The 18,006-nt window shown below is 61.4% G+C and carries 19 protein-coding genes; 5 read left to right on the top strand and 14 right to left on the bottom strand.

Features of this window, described 5'->3' with window-relative positions; translation table 11 throughout:
• Positions 1–3: 3 nt before the first annotated feature.
• The 4 genes from WNY80_RS07825 to WNY80_RS07810 are packed head-to-tail and all read left to right on the top strand — an operon-like array spanning position 4 to position 3,826.
• Positions 4–543, top strand: coding sequence for a TRAP transporter small permease subunit (locus tag WNY80_RS07825; protein WP_342886783.1), 540 nt, complete (start codon positions 4–6; stop codon positions 541–543).
• 9 nt (positions 544–552) lie between these two features.
• A complete protein-coding gene (locus WNY80_RS07820; RefSeq protein WP_342886782.1) occupies positions 553–2,004 on the top strand; it encodes a M81 family metallopeptidase in 1,452 nt (483 codons plus the stop codon).
• Positions 2,001–2,852 carry an alpha/beta hydrolase gene (locus tag WNY80_RS07815; protein WP_342886781.1) on the top strand — a complete coding sequence of 284 codons (852 nt, stop codon included), beginning with the start codon at positions 2,001–2,003 and terminating at the stop codon, positions 2,850–2,852. Before WNY80_RS07820 ends, WNY80_RS07815 begins: the two co-directional genes overlap by 4 nt.
• Positions 2,849–3,826, top strand: coding sequence for an ornithine cyclodeaminase family protein (locus tag WNY80_RS07810; protein ID WP_342886780.1), 978 nt, complete (start codon positions 2,849–2,851; stop codon positions 3,824–3,826). The genes WNY80_RS07815 and WNY80_RS07810 overlap by 4 nt, the downstream gene beginning before the upstream one ends.
• 61 nt (positions 3,827–3,887) lie before the next feature.
• Here WNY80_RS07810 and WNY80_RS07805 read toward each other — a convergent pair whose 3' ends face one another.
• A complete protein-coding gene (locus tag WNY80_RS07805) occupies positions 3,888–5,489 on the bottom strand; it encodes a hypothetical protein (protein ID WP_342886779.1) in 1,602 nt (533 codons plus the stop codon).
• A 332-nt stretch (positions 5,490–5,821) separates the two neighbouring features.
• Between WNY80_RS07805 and WNY80_RS07800 the strand changes: the two genes are divergently transcribed.
• Entirely contained in the window at positions 5,822–6,634 is an 813-nt protein-coding gene (locus WNY80_RS07800; protein ID WP_342886778.1) for a Crp/Fnr family transcriptional regulator, read from the top strand.
• A gap of 87 nt (positions 6,635–6,721) precedes the next feature.
• On the opposite strand, the gene WNY80_RS07795 is transcribed toward WNY80_RS07800, so the two are convergent.
• From WNY80_RS07795 to WNY80_RS07735, 13 genes are read right to left on the bottom strand one after another with little or no spacing between them, the layout of a single operon-like run.
• Entirely contained in the window at positions 6,722–7,615 is an 894-nt protein-coding gene (locus tag WNY80_RS07795; RefSeq protein WP_342886777.1) for a FoF1 ATP synthase subunit gamma, read from the bottom strand.
• On the bottom strand, positions 7,599–9,137 hold the full coding sequence (locus tag WNY80_RS07790; protein WP_342886776.1) for a F0F1 ATP synthase subunit alpha: 1,539 nt from the start codon (positions 9,135–9,137) through the stop codon (positions 7,599–7,601). Before WNY80_RS07790 ends, WNY80_RS07795 begins: the two co-directional genes overlap by 17 nt.
• Complete coding sequence (locus WNY80_RS07785; protein WP_342886775.1) at positions 9,127–9,897, bottom strand: F0F1 ATP synthase subunit B; 771 nt, start codon at positions 9,895–9,897, stop codon at positions 9,127–9,129. The genes WNY80_RS07790 and WNY80_RS07785 overlap by 11 nt, the downstream gene beginning before the upstream one ends.
• A gap of 3 nt (positions 9,898–9,900) precedes the next feature.
• Positions 9,901–10,188, bottom strand: coding sequence for a F0F1 ATP synthase subunit C (locus WNY80_RS07780; RefSeq protein ID WP_047028518.1), 288 nt, complete (start codon positions 10,186–10,188; stop codon positions 9,901–9,903).
• A complete protein-coding gene (locus tag WNY80_RS07775; protein ID WP_342886774.1) occupies positions 10,185–10,880 on the bottom strand; it encodes a F0F1 ATP synthase subunit A in 696 nt (231 codons plus the stop codon). Before WNY80_RS07775 ends, WNY80_RS07780 begins: the two co-directional genes overlap by 4 nt.
• A complete protein-coding gene (locus WNY80_RS07770) occupies positions 10,877–11,176 on the bottom strand; it encodes an ATP synthase subunit I (protein WP_342886773.1) in 300 nt (99 codons plus the stop codon). The genes WNY80_RS07775 and WNY80_RS07770 overlap by 4 nt, the downstream gene beginning before the upstream one ends.
• A complete protein-coding gene (locus WNY80_RS07765) occupies positions 11,173–11,460 on the bottom strand; it encodes an AtpZ/AtpI family protein (RefSeq protein WP_342886772.1) in 288 nt (95 codons plus the stop codon). The genes WNY80_RS07770 and WNY80_RS07765 overlap by 4 nt, the downstream gene beginning before the upstream one ends.
• Positions 11,457–11,867 (bottom strand): ATPase, encoded by a 411-nt coding sequence (locus tag WNY80_RS07760; RefSeq protein WP_342886771.1) that lies wholly within the window; start codon positions 11,865–11,867, stop codon positions 11,457–11,459. The genes WNY80_RS07765 and WNY80_RS07760 overlap by 4 nt, the downstream gene beginning before the upstream one ends.
• Positions 11,864–13,258 carry a F0F1 ATP synthase subunit beta gene (gene atpD / locus WNY80_RS07755; RefSeq protein WP_342886770.1) on the bottom strand — a complete coding sequence of 465 codons (1,395 nt, stop codon included), beginning with the start codon at positions 13,256–13,258 and terminating at the stop codon, positions 11,864–11,866. Before atpD ends, WNY80_RS07760 begins: the two co-directional genes overlap by 4 nt.
• Positions 13,259–13,267: 9 nt before the next feature.
• Positions 13,268–14,179 (bottom strand): carbamate kinase, encoded by a 912-nt coding sequence (arcC, locus tag WNY80_RS07750; RefSeq protein ID WP_342886769.1) that lies wholly within the window; start codon positions 14,177–14,179, stop codon positions 13,268–13,270.
• 1 nt (position 14,180) lies between these two features.
• Positions 14,181–15,182, bottom strand: a complete 1,002-nt coding sequence (gene argF, locus WNY80_RS07745) for an ornithine carbamoyltransferase (protein WP_342886768.1) — start codon at positions 15,180–15,182, stop codon at positions 14,181–14,183.
• A 17-nt stretch (positions 15,183–15,199) separates the two neighbouring features.
• Entirely contained in the window at positions 15,200–16,429 is a 1,230-nt protein-coding gene (locus WNY80_RS07740) for an arginine deiminase (RefSeq protein WP_342886767.1), read from the bottom strand.
• 20 nt (positions 16,430–16,449) lie between these two features.
• The gene (locus WNY80_RS07735; RefSeq protein ID WP_342886766.1) at positions 16,450–17,895 is read right to left on the bottom strand and encodes a YfcC family protein; all 1,446 of its coding nucleotides are present in this window, start codon (positions 17,893–17,895) and stop codon (positions 16,450–16,452) included.
• Positions 17,896–18,006: the final 111 nt, after the last annotated feature.

The following is an 18,006-nucleotide window of genomic DNA, read 5'->3' as shown; positions in this document are numbered from 1 at the left end:
CTGATGCAGCGCTTCGCACAGTGGCTGACCCGGCTGTCGGCCGGTCTCAACAGTATCGCCCTCTGGGGGGCGGTACTGGCCCTGCTGATGATGGTCTTTGCCGCCAGCTGGCAGGTCGTCGCCCGCTATGTTTTCGAAGCGCCGCCGATCTGGACCGAGGAACTGGCGCGCCGGGCCATGGTCTGGACCGGCATGCTCGGTGCATCCTGCGCATTCTACGCAGGCACCGACCCGACCCTGTTTCCCGCCATGCGCCTCCGTCGCGGTGGTGCGGGCGCGGCCCTTGCCGTGATCCGGGCATGCGGCGTGCTGGCCTTCGCGATCCCGATCCTCTGGTACTCCGTCTTCAATGCCAGAATGGACGCCGCGCGCGGCTTTCTCGGGCGCTCCCTCGCCCGCCAGGCCGAGATGCTGGACGTCTCGATGGTCTGGTTCACGGCAGCCGTACCGATCGCCTTTCTCCTGATCCTTGTCCATCTGAGCGCACGACTGGCGCTCCGGTTTTCCGGGCAGATGCCCGATACTGAGACACAAATTTCCTAGGACACCACCATGAAGCTGTTCATTGCCGGACTGACCACCGAAACCAATTCCTTTTCCCCCATGCCCACCGGCCGCGCCAGTTTCGAGGAAGGTGGCATCTTCCACGGAGACGCCACCGCTCATCCGCTGCAATACTGGAGCGCGGCGTTACATATCTGGCGCGAAATGGCCGAGGCCCAGGGCTGGGAAGTGGTCGAATCCCTCTGTGCCGCGGCCCAGCCCAGCGGACCCACCGTCAAGCCCGAGTTCGAAGCGTTTCGCGACGAGATCCTCGGCGATCTCAAGGCCGCCGGAGATGTGGATGTGATCCTTTTGGGATTGCACGGCGCGATGATCGCCGATGGCTATGACGATTGCGAAGGCGAGTTGATCGCCGGGGCCCGGGCCATAGCCCCCGATGCAGTGATCGGCGGTCTGCTGGATCCGCATTGCCATCTGACCGAGCAGATGCTGACCAATGCCACATTGCTGATCGCCTTCAAGGAGTATCCGCATGTCGACGTACCCGAACGCGCCCGGGAGATGTTTGCACTGGCGGACCGCACCGCTAGGGGCGAAATCAATCCGGTCATGCGCGACTGGGATTGCCGCATGATCATCGCCATGCCAACCCCGCACCAGCCCATGCGCGGCTTTGTCGACGCCATGTCCGCACGCGAAGCCGAGGACGGCGTTCTCTCCCTGTCGCTGGCGCATGGTTTTCCCTGGGGCGATCATCCCCGCACCGGCGCCCGTGCGCTTGCAATCTGTGACGGCAATGCCGATCAGGCCGCCGCTGAAGCCGAACGGCTCGGCAAGGCCCTCTACGACCTGCGCTTTGAACTGCACCGCGACATTCCGGGAATCGAGGCGGCGCTGGATCTGGCCGAGGCTGCGCCGAAAGGCCCAGTGGTGCTGGCCGACATGTCCGACAATGCCGGCGGAGGCGCTCCCTCTGACGCGACATTCCTGCTGCGCGCCATGATCGGGCGCGGCATGCGCAACATTGCAACCGGCATCTTCTGGGATCCGATCGCAGTGCGCATCTGCAAGGAGGCCGGCATCGGCGCGACATTGCAGCTGCGCCTTGGCGGCAAATGCGGCCCGATGTCGGGCGATCCGCTCGATCTGACCGTGACCGTGCGCAACATCGCCGACGAGATGACCCAGCGCTTTGGAGAATTGCCCGCGCCGATGGGCCAGACGGTCTGGGTCGAAGCAGACGGTATCGACATTGTCATCAACGACAATCGCAGCCAGACCTTCCATCCCGAAGCCTTCGAGAAACTCGGCATCGACCTGTCGCAGCGGCAATATGTCTGCGTCAAATCCTCCAATCATTACCAGGCCGGGTTCAATCCGATCGCCGCCCAGGTGATTCCGGTGGCCACGCCCGGCGCGATCACCCCGGATTTCGCCAATATCCCCTATACCAAACGTGCCCGTACCTACTGGCCCGCAATCCAGGAGCCTTTCGCATGACCAATCCCCTCATCGACAGCCGCGACGCCTTTGCCGCCAGTCATCCCGAACAGCGCATCGATCTCAATGGCCGCGAATGGGGACTGGTCGATACCGGCTCCGGTCCGGTCCTGCTGCTGATCCCCGGCACGCTGGGGCGCGGCGATATCTTCTGGCAGCAGATCACCGCGCTCAAGGACAGGGTGCGCATTCTGGCGGTGACCTATCCAAGCAACGGCGGCATCGTCGATTGGAGCAACGATCTGGTCACGCTGATGGATCGTCTGGGTGTGGAGCAGGCAACGGTTCTGGGATCGTCGCTGGGTGGATACCTGGCGCAATATCTCGCGGCCGATGCCCCCGCCCGGGTAACCCGGCTGATCGGCGCAAACACGCTCTGTTCCGTCCAGGGGATCGATCAGCGCATGCCCTATGCGCTGGATCTGATGAATGCGCCGATCGCCGATCTGCGTGCCGGGTTTGGCCAGGGCCTTGGCGCTTGGGCGGCCGCCCATCCCGAGCAGGCCGATCTGGTGGCGCTGCTGATGGCCGAGGTCAACGGACGCATTCCCGAAGCCGAGTTGCGCAACCGGCTCAACACCACCAAGACCGCGCCCGATCTGCCAGCGGTAACCCTGCCGCAGGCAAGTGTTTTCACCATCGAGGCCGATGACGATCCGCTGATCCCGCCGGAAATGCGCGCCGCCGTGCGCAGCCGGCTCAAACCCGGTTGCGCCTACCGCTTTCTCTCGGGCGGGCATTTCCCCTATGTGGCGCGGCCTGACGAGTACACCGGGTTGCTGGAACAGGTCATGGGTCTGCCGCTCACCGGAACCGACTGGGGCACCGGAGAGGAACGTGCATTGTGATTGTCCTCAGCCATGACGACGTCGCCGATCTGTTGCCGATGCATGAGGCCATTGAGGCCGTCGAGACGGTGATGAAGCAGGTGTCTCGCGGCACCGCCACCCTGCCCCTGCGCACGGCCACCCCGGTGGGGGGAAACAACCGGATGGGGCTGATGCCCGGCGCCATTGCCGATCCGGCTTGCTTCGGCGTCAAGATGATCAGCCTTTTTCCCGACAACCCCGCACGTGGTCTGTCCTCGCACCGCGGCGCCATGGTGCTGTTCGAGGCCGAAACCGGCGGCGCCGTCGCCATGATGGATGCAAGCCTGCTGACCGCCATCCGCACCGCTGCGGCGAGCGCGGTCGCCACCCGCGCGCTCGCCCGCCCCGACGCCAGCCACCTGGCAATCGTCGGCACCGGCGAACAGGCCGAGCATCACCTCGATGCAATGATGTGCGTGCGCGAGATCACCCGTCTGTCGGTCGCAGGACGCTCTGCCGGCAAGGCCGAAGCCTTCGCCAACCGCGCCGCCGGACTTTATCCGGAGCTCGACATCAGCCACGGCAGCGACATCAAGGCCGCGATCGAAAGCGCCGACATTGTCTGCACTGTGACCGCCTCGCCGACACCGATCGTCAAGGGTGAATGGGTCGCGGAAGGGGCGCATGTCAACATCGTCGGCTCCTCGATCCCGACCATGCGGGAAGTCGATGACGAGATGGTGTTGCGCGGCGATATCTGGGTCGATTACCTGCCCTCGACGCTGTCGCAGGCAGGCGAGATCGTCGACATGATCAAGGCTGGAACATTCAGCGCCGACCAGCTGCAGGGTGAAATCGGTGCCCGGCTGACAGGCGACATCCCCGGCCGCACCGGCCCCGGCCAGATCACCATCTACCGCTCGCTGGGGATCGCCGCCCAGGACCTGGCCACCGCCCATCACGTGCTGACAAGAGCCAGGGCAGAAGCGCGCGGCCAGTACGTCGCGTTCTGAGTGTGCGGAGCCCACGCAAGGCTTTCAATTTGGGTTGGAAATGTTGCTTCAACCCGCAGGCTCAACCGCGAATATTCAGCCCGGCACTTTGCCATCCCGCGACAGCGCGGCCGACAAGCGCGTCATCAGTGCACCAGGCACGGAAATGGCCCATGATGAAGTGCTCGAATTCCGGCAACGCTTCCAGCAGCCTGGCTTTCTCATCCATCGCCGCCTCCATATCGTTGGCTTCCACCAGGAACCAAATCATATGGCAGTGGTAGAAGAACATCCCGGGCAATGGAGCAATCTGCATCTCCGCGACCGCCTCCGCGGCTCGCCCCGTCATTGCAAGGCCGATGGCTTTGGGGACATGATACCAGCCAGGCTGGAGCGGATTAAGCGCAATGGCCTTGTCCAGCAATGGCATGGCCATGTCCCAATTCGCACGCGCCGTGAAACATATGCCAAGCGCGGCCAGCATGTCCCCGTGGCCGGGGTTGAGCGCCAGGGCTTGCCCGGCAGCCGCTTCAAAATGGTCGAACTCTCCGCGGTGAAACCGTGCAACGGCCAAGGCCTCCTGGGCGGTTGCGCTCTCGGGATCGCAGGCCACAGCTTTTTGGGCGTGTGACAACGCCTGTTCCAGGATGCCATTGTCCTGCCGGTTATCAACCGACACCCGGTATTCGTCGAGCATGATCAAGGCCAGCGCTGCGTGGGCATCGGCCGAATTGCCGTCGGTTTCCAGCGCCTTCGACAGACCTTCCCTGATCGCCGACCGGTCAGTCTGATCCAGCTGAATCCCGTACTGGTGATATTGCGAAATCCAGTGGTAGGTCTCCCACTTCCGGGACCGTCCCGATCGCGCGCAACGTTGCGCATATTGCCCCAACGGGCCGAACCGGTCAGCGATCCGCGCAGCAATCATCTGCGCCATCTCGTCCTGCACCGCATACATCGCATCCGGCGTCATCTCGTGGCTGAAGTGCTTCGTCAGGATGACGGCATCACTGGAGGCGACCACCAGGTTGATTGTTATATCGACCGTGTGTTCACTGAACCGGAAGCTCCCCTCCAGGACAAAATCCGGTCGAAAGGCGGCATACATCTGCGAAATGCTGAGCTTGTCGAGCTTTGCCTTTTCTGTCGTCGATCTGGAAAAGACCGACAACTCCCTGAACCGCGACAGGTTTGCGATGATCTCTTCGGTGAGGCCGAGTGAAAAGGTTTCCTCGTTCTTCTCCCGGCTGAAATCATCGAAGGGAAGAACCGCAATTGACGGGCTCAGGGAAGCAGCAGCAGGCAAAGCCCGAGCTGTATCAATCTGCTTTTCCTTGCCTTTGGGAACGATAAATTCCGGCTCATACGCGCCCTTCGCGATCTTGATATGCACGGGATCTTCCACGCCGTCCTGCGCATAATACTGTTCCAGCCTTTGCCGGAGGGCGCGCGCCTGAACGCGCACGATTGTGTCCGTTTGCGGATCGAAGTCCTCCGGCCGGTCAAAAACGTCCAGACCGATGGTGTAGCCTTTCAGCCGATCGACCCGCCCTTCAAGACTTTCCTGCACGACGTGCGACAAGAACCGCGACAGCCGGGGGGCATTGGAAAACATCCGGCTGTCCATGATTCGGGCCAGCTGGGTTTCCACCACCTCACGGGGCAATGATGTCGTCAGTTCCATGGCGTTGGTTCACTCATCATTGGCCCCGGACAACAGCTTCACCTTCCGGTTCACTGTGATTCACTCAAGTCATATTCGAGATTATGGCACCAAAACATGGGCGGCCTTGATGCACGTCAAGGCGGCTTGGTCAAAGCATAAGCATATACAGACACGCGAATGACAACCAACGGGATGCCCCAAGGCAGCCATTCGTGTCCGTCGAAATCGTATGGAACACAAAAAGTAAACAGAACCGAGTTGCAGAGCGACGAGGACGGCGAGGCGTACGCGCAACTGCCGTCAGGCTTCGATTGAGCTCATGAACAAGCAGCTGTCATTCAAACAGGAGTGTGGACGTGACAACATCAAGCGCAACAGTTTCGGCACCGGACATTTCATTTTCGGGAATCAATTCCGCTTCGAGTCAAAGTTCAAATCCGAAGAACATATTTCACATCAACACTCGCCCCACCGGCAGGAGCCTTTCCGTTGAAAGGTCATTCGAACGAAAGAGGGCCTGCGCGACACGCTACAGCAAACTGGCATCTCTTTTTGAAGCCCATTCTTCTCAACAGCATTTCCAGCCAAACAGCACGATTGTGCTTCACGGCGAGCCTGCAGAAGAATTTTACATGATCGTTTCCGGCACAGTCCGCTGCTGCACAATCGGCCCGCAAGGTGCGCGGCAAATCTTCCGCTTTGCAAAGAAGGGCGATTTTGTCGGAATTTCGGACATCGACACCTGGCATTTCACCGCGGAAGCCGTCGACCATGTCATCTTGAAGTCCGTCCCCCATACGCTGGTCGAACAGGCCCTCGCAGCCGATCCCGCATTGCGCGACGAGATGAGAGAGCAGGTTTGCAGCCAGCTGCAGGATCGCGAGCGGCAACTGCTGTCGATGGTCAGCGCCAAGGCGTCCGAGCGCCTGTTCCATTTCCTGTGTGAGTTTGCATCATCAAGGCCGGGAACAGGGTACATCACGCTGCCGATGTGCCGGCGCGACATTGCAGACCACCTTGGATTGTCGGTGGAAACGGTCAGCCGCACGTTCAGCGAACTCAAACGAAAGGGCCGCATTGATCTCGCAAGCTCCGAAAAATACAAAATCTGTACGAACACCGGTATTGATACGGCGGCGAGGCGCATTCCTGGTTTCGCCTGACGGAAATCCAGCGACAGCAAAGCACTCTTCGCCCCCGGTTCTGATCCGGCTCCATCACCGGATCATGCCGCTCTTCAAGAGGCTCGCCTAACTGGCGGGCTTTTTCTTCTTCAGCGCCTCGAACCCGATGATCACATCGAGAAGTTCGGTCGTGATTTCGGTTTGACGCAATGTCCGCGTGTCGGATTTGAGCTCTTCCAGCCTGTCGTCGACCGATTGTTCGGCCTGCTGCATAAGCGCCAGCCGGGCGGCGTTTTCGGTGACCATGGCTTCTGCCGCAGCCCGGAACAAGCTCGCAAACAGATGATTCCGGATCAGCGCCCTGAACAGATCGGCCGGCGGCATCGAATAGTAGGGCAGGCTTCGCGAGACCCAGGGCTTTGTGCGAAGATCATGCAGCAGCGACGGATCAAGCGGCAGCAAGGCCGCGATCCTGAGTGCCGGCGCATCCGCCTCTCCGCGCGCGGAGTAGGCAAGGGACACGGCGATTTCCTGTGGGTGGCTGGCACGCCTGATCTCGTCGAGCCGCCCGGTCAGAAGGTTTGCAAGCCGCTCCAGCCCATCGACGGACGCGGCCGGAAAGAACGTGTCTTCCACATCGAAGCCCTGGTCCTGCAGCGCATCGGCCATTTGAGCGCCAATGCAGAGCACGCTTGTGGCAACGCCGGGGTCATTGTCGACATGTTGCCTCACATGCGCGGCAATAACCTCGTTGTAGTTACCGCACAGGCCATGATCGGAGCCGAAGACAACAATGACCCGCTGGGCGATGTCGGAGGAGGCCGCATCCAGAGGACCGGCCCCGGACAGGAAGGCATGCAGCCCGTCCAGAACCGTTTGATGATAGGCTTCGATGGCCAGGGCGGCGTGCTCGTAGGGAGCCGCATTGATCACCGAGAGGGTTTTCATCGTGTGAACGACGCTGCGAATGCCTTGTATGCTGGCCGTGCGCCGCACCAGGGTTTCAAGAGTTTGCGCCATCTCGCTCCTCCAGAGCCTTGCGCGCGTTTTGCCCGAGCGTGATCATCCGGTTCCGGTCGTCGTCATCAAGGACGGCGTTTTGCGAGATCCGTTTTGCGATATCGTCCAGATCACACGCGGCGGCAGTCCTGATGGCGGTCATGACCCGGAAGGTATCGGCCTCGCTCAAACCGTCGAACCCGCCGTCCATGGCTGTGACCAGAACAGCAAGTTGTTCGATTGCCGGAATTGGATCGCGTTCGGCTTGCCGGAGCGATGCCCGCACCGCAGCGCCACGTGTCAGCCGTGCGCGGGTCGCATCATCCAGCCGTGTGCCGAAACGGGCAAAATCCTCCAGCTCCTCGAATTGCGACAGGGTCACACGCAAATTTCCGGCGACAGACCGGAAGGCCTTGCTTTGCGCCTTGCCGCCAACGCGCGAGACCGACACGCCCAGATCAACGGCCGGAAACTGGTTCTTGCGCACAAGACGGGGCGACAGATAGATCTGCCCGTCGGTGATCGAGATCAGGTTGGTCGGAATATAGGCCGACAGGTTCTCGGCCTGGGTCTCGACCACCGGAAGCACGGTGATCGAGCCGCCGCCGGCTTTGGGCGTAAACTGGCCTGCGCGCTCCAGCAACCGGGCATGGATGTAGAAGATATCGCCGGGAAAGGCCTCGCGGCCCGGAGGACGGCGCAGCAGCAGCGACAGCTCCCGGTAGGACCGCGCGTGATGTGTCAGATCATCCAGCACCACCAGAACATCCCGTCCCTCGTCCGAGAAATGCTCTGCCATCGTCAGCGCGGCATAGGGCGCAACATAGGCAAGGCCGGCAGCCCCTTCATCGCCAGCGGACATGACAATGCTCCGCTCCATCATGCCGCCCTCGCGGATCGCACCCACCACCTTGGCAACCGCATCGCCACGTTGCCCGATAGCGCAATAGATGCAGATCAGGTCGCTGGATTTCTGGTTGAGGATTGCATCAACGGCCAGCGACGTCTTGCCGGTCTGCCGGTCGCCGATCACCAGCTGGCGTTGACCGAGACCAACGGGAACGGCTGCATCGATCACCTTGATCCCCGTCGCCAGGGGACGTGTGATGGCTTGCCGGTCAAGGATTTTCGGCGCGTCCATCTCGACGGGACGTGTGGCCTCTGACTTGATGTCGCCCCTGCCGTCCTGCGGGTTGCCAAGCGCATCGACAACTCGGCCCAGCAGCGCATGGCCAACCCGGGCGCTGACAACCTTGTGCGAGCGCAAGACGCTCTCTCCCACGGCCACGCGGTCGGATGGCCCCAGAAGGACAACGCCCAGACGTCCCGGCTCGAGATCGAGAACGATGCCCTGCACGCCACTGGCAAATTGAAGCAACTCGTCCGACAGCGCGCGCTCCAGCCCAGCAACAATCGCGATTCCGTCACCAACCTCGGCTACCGACCCGATCTCGCTCAGCCGCGGGCCGGGGGACGGGCTGTCCAGCAGTGCCTTCAAGACCAGTTCGGGATTGGTTTGGGCTGAACGGGCTTCAGCGTTCATGGCGTCGCACTTCCGGTTGGCTTGCCTTGCTCAACTGCTCTCCGATCACGGCATCAAGGCCATCGACATAGGAGTCCACGGTCCAGGCGAGCTCCGCACCGCCCATCCGCAGAACCAGACCGGGAGACTGCGTTGCATCGGTCTCGAAGCGCACTGCGATGTCGGGGAAAACCGTTTGCAACTCAGCCGTCAGTTCGGCTTGCGCCGATGACGACAGCGTTTCGTGGCTGGTCACCACGGCGCTTGCCGGCTGCCCCGCAGTGTGACGCAGATCCGCAGCCGTCGACTTTATCTGCCGGGCGAGATGATGTGCCATCTGCCCTTCAAGCTTCTGGTCGGCCAGGTCACTCAATGCCTTGCGCATGAGGGACAACAGCGCCCTTGCTCCCGCCTGATGCATCCCGGTGGTGAATTTTTTCGTCTCCTCGTCAAGATGCGCGGTCCACGTCACATATTCCCGGTCCATCCGTTCCCGTGCCTCGGCGAGAAGCGCGTCGCGTTGCTCTTCGGCTTTCTTCCGGATCGTTTCCGCCATCTCGGATTGCGCGACATGCAGCGCCCGAACCTTTTCGTGATAGTCGGCCTCGACCGATTGCGCCTTTTCCTTCGCGAGCACGGCGGCTTTCATCCTGTCGGCAATCTCTGCCTCGCGTGCATCGATGCCATCCAGGATGGGACGGTAGAAAAAGCGCTTCAGGAGCCAGACCAGCACCAGGAAATTGGCGATCTGGGCCGCGACGGTGATCCAGTCGATGGACATGGGTCAGTTGCCTGCGACTTTTGCCGCTTCCAGGGCCGCGGTCCAGAAAGGGTTGGCAAAGATCAGGATCATGGCGACGACGAAACAATAGATCGCGGTCGACTCGATCATCGCCAGGCTGACGAACAGTGTCCGCGAAATCGTCGAGGCGGCATCCGGCTGCTGCGCGATCGCGCTCAGCGCTGTGGCGGCGGTGCGCCCTTCACCCAGCGCCGGACCGATGGCGCCGAACGACACGGTCAGCCCGGCTGTAAAGATCGAGATTGCGGCAATGATGCCAAGGTCTGTCATGGGGTATCCCTTTCAGGCTGCAAGGATTTTTGAGGAGCGGTGGCGGCGGAGATGTAGACCGTCGCCAGAATTGCAAAGATGTAGGCTTGGATCATCCCGGTCAGAAGGCCCAGCAAGTCCATCACCACGGGAAAGAAGAACGGCACCACGCTGAGCAGGATAATCCCGATCACGGCTCCGCTCATGATGTTGCCGTAAAGCCGCATCGCCAGCGATATCGCCCGTGTGAATTCCGAAATGATATTGAAGGGGAGCATTATGAATGAAGGCTCCAGATAGGTTTTGAGGTAGCCGCGCAGCCCCCGGCTGACAATGCCGAACAGCGGCACGGCAAGCACAACGGAGAGCGCCAGCGCGGTCGTCGTCGACAGGGACGACGTCGGAGGCTCAAACCCCGGAACGACCAGCAGCAGGTTCGACATGGCGACGTAGAGGAACAGGGTTCCCGAGAAATAGAGCAGGTGCCGCGAAGGACCCGGCGCAATTTCCTGGATCTGCCCCTGAATGCCCTGCACGATGACTTCCAGCATCGTCCGCCAGCGGTTGGGCGGCACATCCGGCCGCAGGTTCCGGGTAATCAGCATCGACACCAGCGTCAGCACCGCCATCACCACCCAGGTGTAGAAGATGGTCGCATTGATCGGGATACCCCAGATCTCGAACATGATGGTCTGGTCGGGCGACAGGTTCATGACGCGTCTCCCGTAACGGCTTCGCTGCGGGCAAGTGTCGTGGCCACCAACCGGACGACCAGGAACGCGATGCCATAGCCGAGACCGGCCCACGGTCCACCCTGACTGACGACGACCCAGCCAACGCCGAGGAAGGCCGCAAGGCGCACCGCAGCGCTTAGTGTCAGGATTCCAATCGGGGTTTTGGTGCGCAATGCGCGCCGAATGCCAACGGCCAGGCCAACGAAAAAGACGACCCCCATCACCGTGCCAATGCCGAATCCCAGCATCGCGGCGGTCCAGTCGATATCTATCATTTGCGCCCTCCTTCCTTGCTCATCCACATCCCGGCGATGAATGCGCCGAGAACGACGCCGCCCAGGATCAGGCTGATGGTCCATGAAAAGCTTTGCGGCGCCACACGGTCGAGCCAGATCCCCAGAAGCGCACCACCGACCGTCGGCACTGCGACCGACCAGCCGATCATCCCGAAGGTACTGATGCCCATGAGCGGGCTCGGACCCGGATTTTCACGCGTCGATTTCATCCGCTTGGCATGGCGGCCGATCTCTTCGGTGGGCTTGTCAGGTTTTTGCGTCATTGCTGCGGTCTCCGCAGTTCTGCAAAACGCCGGACCATGTCCGCTTCCAGCCGCGACAGCGCAGAGCGCGCCTGACGCTCGTCCTCGTCCATCTGAATGAAGCTTGCCTCCACGGTGTCCTGCAGACTGTCAAGATCATCACCATGCACACCGCGCAGCGCCGCAACCGAGACGTCGTGCCCCTTCTTGACCAGAAGGCCTTCGTCGAGACCGAAGATTTCCTCGGATCCATCGACAAGGCTCAACGTCATCACGGACGGCACCAGCGCGGTGACAAAATCAACGTGGTTCGGCAAGATACCGAACGCACCATTGGGCGCAACCGCCGTCACGCGCGTCGCCCGCCCCTCGAAAAGCGTCCGGTTGGGCAGGCGCAGGATGACATTCATGTCCGACGCCATGCTCATGACTTGGCCTCCAGGTCATCCAGCCCCCCGATCATGTAATAGGCGCTTTCGGGAAGATCGAACTGGGTTTGCTCGAGAATCGTCTCGCAGCCGTTCAGCGTATCGGCAATCGGCACCATCTTGCCTTCCATGCCGCTGAAGGAGCCCGTCGTGAAAAAAGGCTGCGTCAGGAACCGCTCCAACCGCCGCGCCCGCGCCACCGTGGCCCGGTCAGTCGCCGACAGCTCCTCGAGTCCGAGCATGGCGATGATATCGCGCAATTCCTCGTACTCGGCCAGTGTCCTGCGCACTGCACGGGCGATGTCATAGTGCCGCTGTCCGACCACCGAAGGCGTCAGCATCACCGAGGCCGACGCCAGCGGATCGACCGCCGGATAGAGCCCCTCGCTCGCCCGCTTGCGCGACAACACCACCGAGGCCGAAAGATGCGAGAAGATATGTGCCGCGGCCGGGTCCGTAAAATCGTCGGCGGGCACATACACGGCCTGGATCGACGTGATCGCGCCACGTTTGGTCGAGGTGATGCGTTCTTCCAGCCCGGCAAGCTCCGTGGCCAAGGTCGGCTGGTATCCGACACGCGAAGGCATGCGCCCCATCAGCCCCGACACCTCGGAGCCAGCCTGAACAAAGCGGAAGATGTTATCGATCAGCAGCAGAACGTCCTGGCCTTTGTCCTCACGGAAATACTCGGCCATCGTCAAGGCAGTGTTGCCCACCAGAAACCGCACGCCGGGCGCTTCGTTCATCTGGCCGAAAAGCATCACCGTCTTGTCACGCACGCCCGCCTCGCCCATCTCGCGGTACAGCTCCTCCGCCTCGCGCGACCGTTCACCGATCCCGCAAAACAGGCTCACCCCCTTGTGGTGCTGCACCGTGTTGTTGATCAGCTCGGTGATCAGAACGGTCTTGCCGACGCCGGCGCCACCAAACAGCCCGGTCTTGCCGCCGCGCTCAATCGGCGACAGCAGATCGATGGCCTTGATCCCTGTCTCGAGAATCTTCGAGTGCAGCACGCGATCGCTCAGCTTCGGCGGCGGTTGGTGAATGGAGCGGCGTTCGCTCACCACCGGGTCGGGACGGCCATCGATTGGCGCACCGAAAACATCCAGCATCCGGCCCAGGACAGCGTCCCCCACCGGAACCATGATCGGCCCGCCGGTCGCCTTGACCGTCATGCCAAGGCCAAGCCCGCGCACCGGCGCAAGCGCCATGGCCCGCACCATGCCGTGGCCGATCAGGCCGGCAACTTCCAGCGCGACCTCACCGGCGTAAAGCAGATCGTGAATGTTGGGGACCGTTCCCTCGAACGCCACATCGACAACGCCTCCGCGAATGGCAGCTATGCGTCCTTCAGTCTCTGTGTCAGGATTTAGAAGGGCCGTAGCGCTCATCTGGGTACCTCAGATCTCCTTTAACACACGGGTGCCAGCCGTGCCATCAAGGATGGACATTGCATCGGCCAGCCGGCCAATCGCCGAAACACCACCACGATCCGCAAAATCGCTGGCAGCGCGCAACTTTGGCCCCATCGACCCCTTTGGCATATCAAGCGCACGCGCCTCATCCGGTGTCAGCCGGTCAAGCGGCGTGGCAGCATCTGTACCAAAATTCTGGTAAACCGCATTGACATCGGTCAACAGCAACAAGGCATCCGCGCCAATATCGGCGGCCAGAAGCGCACTGGCGGCATCCTTGTCTATCACCGCCTCAACCCCGATCAGGCTGCCATCCGGTTTGCGCAGCACCGGGATGCCCCCGCCACCTGTACAAATCACGATCACGTCCTGATCCAGCAGCAAGCGCAAGACGCCCAGATCCGGAATTTCCAGGGGCTTCGGAGACGCAACCACGCGCCGCCAATAATCTCCGTCCTGCGCGATTTTCCAACCCGCAGCACCGGCCCGCGCCTCTGCCTCCTGCCTGGAATAGACAGGTCCGACGAATTTGGTTGGCGCTGCGAAGGCCGGATCGTGGGCATCCACGATCACCTGGGTCAAAAGCGTTGCGACCGCGTGTTCGTGGCCAAGCGCATTCTCCAGCTCCTGCTCGATCAGGTAACCGATCATGCCTTCGGTTTCGGCCCCGAGGACATCCAGCGGATAGGCCTCGTCGGGCTTGTAGGCAGCGCCCTGCAACGCCAGCAGGCCCACCTGCGGACCATTGCCATGGGTGATGATCAACCGGTGTCCGGCGCGCACGATTCCGGCCAGCGCGTCTGCCGCCGTCTTGACATTGGCACGCTGCGCCTCGGCGGTCAGGGGCTGGCCCCGTTGCAGAAGCGCGTTGCCGCCCACGGCTGCGACAACCAGCATCTCACGCCCCCAAGGTGGCGACAAGAACCGCCTTGATGGTGTGCATCCTGTTTTCCGCCTGATCGAAAACGATAGAGGCCTCGCTTTCGAACACCTCTTCGGTCACCTCCATCGCATCCAGACCGAACTCCGCCTTGATCTCGGCCCCGACGGTGGTCTCCGTGTTATGAAACGACGGCAGGCAATGCATGAAGCAAACCCGCGGATTGCCGCTCCTGGCCATCACGTCTGCCGTCACCTGGTAGGGTTTCAGCAGCTTGATCCGCTCGGCCCACTTTTCCTTGGGCTCGCCCATCGACACCCAGACATCGGTGTAGATGAAATCCACATCCCTGACGGCATCATCGACGTCCTCCGTGATCATCATGCGCGCACCGGTATCGGCGGCAATCGCCTCGGCTTCGGCGATGATGGCATCGGTCGGCCAGCAGGCTTTTGGTGCGCATAGGCGGACATCCATGCCCATCTTGACGCCGCCGATCAGCAGGCTGTCGCCCATGTTGTTGCCCGCGTCGCCAAGGAAGGCGTAGGCCACGCGATGCAACGGCTTGTCCACATGCTCCTGCATGGTCATGAAATCAGCGAGGATCTGGGTCGGGTGGAACTCGTTGGTCAGCCCGTTATAGACCGGCACGCCGGAATATTGCGCCAATTGGTTGACGACGTCCTGGCCAAAGCCGCGATACTCGATGCCGTCATAGATCCGCCCCAGAACCCGGGCGGTATCCTTGACCGATTCCTTGTGACCGATATGCGATCCCGTCGGCCCCAGGTAGGTGACACGCGCGCCCTGATCGTAGGCAGCGACCTCGAAGCCGACGCGGGTCCGGGTGCTGTCCTTCTCGAAGATCAACGCAATGTCCTTGCCCTGAAGCTTCGGCACTTCCGTGCCGGTGTATTTCGCTACCTTCAGATCGGCCGCGAGTTTGAGCAGGAAGGCAATTTCACGCGGTGCAAAATCCCGCAAGGTGAGAAAATGCCGGTTTTTCAGATTGTAAGCCATTTGCGTAACCTTTCAGGTCAGACAGCATCACGTATGGTCGGGCAGCTCATGCAGTGGCCACCGCCACGGCCGCGCCCAAGCTCGGCACCGGGAATAGCCAGCACCTCGATACCCGCCGCCTTCAGCGCGGCATTGGTGTCATCGTTGCGGTCATAGCCGATGACGACGCCGGGCCGCAGGGCAAGCACGTTGTTGCCGTCGTTCCACTGTTCGCGCGAACGCTCTTCCTCGGTATCACCACCGGTCGGCACGATTTGCAGCTTCTTGTAGCCAAGCACCTCGGCGACGATGTCGAAGATCGGTCGCGGATCGTGACTGAATTGCAGCGGTGCCGATCCGGCGCCAGGGCGGATATCGTAGCAGACCAGTTCGTCGGCGACCTCCTTGAAGGTCGTGACCACATCGCCACCACACAGGGTAAAGACGGTATCGAGATGCATTGCCGCACGTGACTTCGGAATGGCGAAAGCCAGAACCCGTTGTGCTGCGCCAGTCTCGAAAAGCGCCTCGGCCAGTTGCCCGACCCCTTGCGGCGATGACCGTTCGCCCATACCGACAAGCACCGTACCATTGCCGACAGGCATGATGTCGCCACCTTCCACGGTTGCAAGCCCGTGATCGATGGTCGGATCGCCCCAGTGGATCGTTGTCTTGCCCGCAAATTTCGGGTGGAACTTGTAGATCGCCGTATTCAGCAGGGTCTCGGGGCGCCGGGCCGCCCAGTGCATCGGGTTGACCGACACGCCGCCATAGATCCATGCCGAATTGTCACGGGTAAACAGCGCGTTGGGCAGCGGCGGCAGGATAAAGCCGTGGGACCCGAGATAGCTGCCGAACAGGCCGGTCAACTTGAACGGCACATCACTGACCGCCAGGCCTCCGAGCAGGTATTCCGCCAGCTTGGCGCCGGGCAGCTCATCCATCCAGCTGCGCAACTCGGCCATCATGCCGACGCCGATCTGGTCAGGCACGATCCGGTGGTCCAGCACCCAGTCGCGGCCTTTCCCGATATTCAGCGTTTCGGCCAGCAAATCGTTGACGTCCAGGACCTCGACGCCTTCGTCGCGCATCGTGGCGGCAAAGACATCGTGATCCTTCTGCGCCTGCTTGACCCAGAACACATCGTCAAACAGCAACTCCTGACAATTCGCAGGGGTCAGGCGGCGATGGGCCAGGCCAGGACGGCAGACGATGACCTGGCGCAGTTTACCGGTTTCGGAGTGAACTCCGAGAGCTTGATCCGTCATTTTGTTCACCTTTCCAAGACCTAAACGAGTGCGGCAATGCTGATTGCAGCGCAGGACAGCACCACCAGGATCAGCAACAGCGGCCAGATGAAAACGAGCCATTTGTCATAGGGAACCCGGCCGATCGCCAGTCCGCCAACCACCACCGCATAGGTCGGGGCGATGAGATTGGTGATGCCGATGGCTGTCTGGAAGGCGGTAACGGCGAGATCACGGCCTACGCCCGCAAAATCCGACAATGGGGCCAGAATCGGCATCGACAACACGGCAAGCCCGGAGGTCGACGGCACCACGAAGCTCAGCAACGCTTCGGTTCCAAACATGGCGTTCACATAGGCAATATCCGACATGCCTGTGATCTTGCCCTCGAAGTAATTGAGGATCGTGGCCGTGATCATGCCATTGTCCATGATCACGACGATGCCGCGCGCCAGCCCGATAACCAGGGCGACACCCAAAAGGTCACGTGCACCATCGACGAAGGCAGTCGTCATGGCCTTTTCCCCCATCCAGCCGATAAAACCGATCACGATGGAAGATCCCAGGAACAGCGCCGACATTTCTGCCATCCACCAGCCCTGCGAGGACACGCCCCAGATCATCACCACGAAAGTGGCTGCGAAGACGAGCAGGATCAGTTTCTGCCTGCCGGTGAATCCCGTGGCGCGGGTGACGTCACGATCCTTGAGGAAATAGGCCTCATTCGACGCCTTTCTGTCCGCCACGACCGAGCGCTGTGGATCCTTGCGGACCCGCTCGGCATATCGCATCACGAAGAGTACGGTCGCCAGCCAGCTCAGGCCGAGAATGACGAAACGCAACGCCATGCCTTGCGTGAAGGGAATTCCGGCCGCGTTTGAAGCGATGGCGGTCGAAAACGGGTTGATTGTCGAACCAAGCACACCGACACCGGCGCCCAGCATGATGATTGCCACGGCAGTGACCGCATCATAGCCCGCCGCAATCATCACCGGGATCAACAGCGGGTAAAAGGCCAGCGTCTCCTCGGCCATGCCATAGGTGGTACCGCCCAGCGCGAAAAGCGCCATCAGGACCGGGATCATCCACTTCTCGCGGCCTTTCAGCCCGACAATGGCCCGTTCAATACCTCTGTTGACGGCGCCTGTCGCATTGACGACACCGAGAAAGCCACCGATCACCAGCACGAACAGCGACACATCAATCGCGTTGGCAGTATATTCCGAAGGATCATAGAAGCCGGCGATTGGCGCCAGCAGCACGTCGATCAGCCCCTGCGGCTTGGGGTCAACCACGTGGTAGGTTCCCGGAACCGGAGCGTCCTTGCCCAAGGCCTCGTTCATCGCCTGGGTATATTCACCAGCGGGCATGAACCAAGTCAGCGCCGCCATCACAACAATCAACGCGAACAGGATTGTATAGGCAGTGGGAAACCGGCTCTTGCTGTCTCCCCCGAGGCTGTCTGTTGTTTCCAGATCGGTAGCCATCGTGTGTCTCCTTTCAAATCAAAGCGTCCCTCCTCACCGGCAAATGAACAGGTGACTTCAGGCATTGAGAAAGGAATGACAGGAGATGCAGGGTGGCGGATTGACGATCGT

The organism is Hoeflea sp. AS16, assembly GCF_038900095.1.
In the GTDB taxonomy this organism is placed as follows: domain Bacteria; phylum Pseudomonadota; class Alphaproteobacteria; order Rhizobiales; family Rhizobiaceae; genus Hoeflea.
The sequence above is the reverse complement of the archived record's forward strand: the minus strand, read 5'-3'. Positions and strand labels throughout refer to the sequence as shown.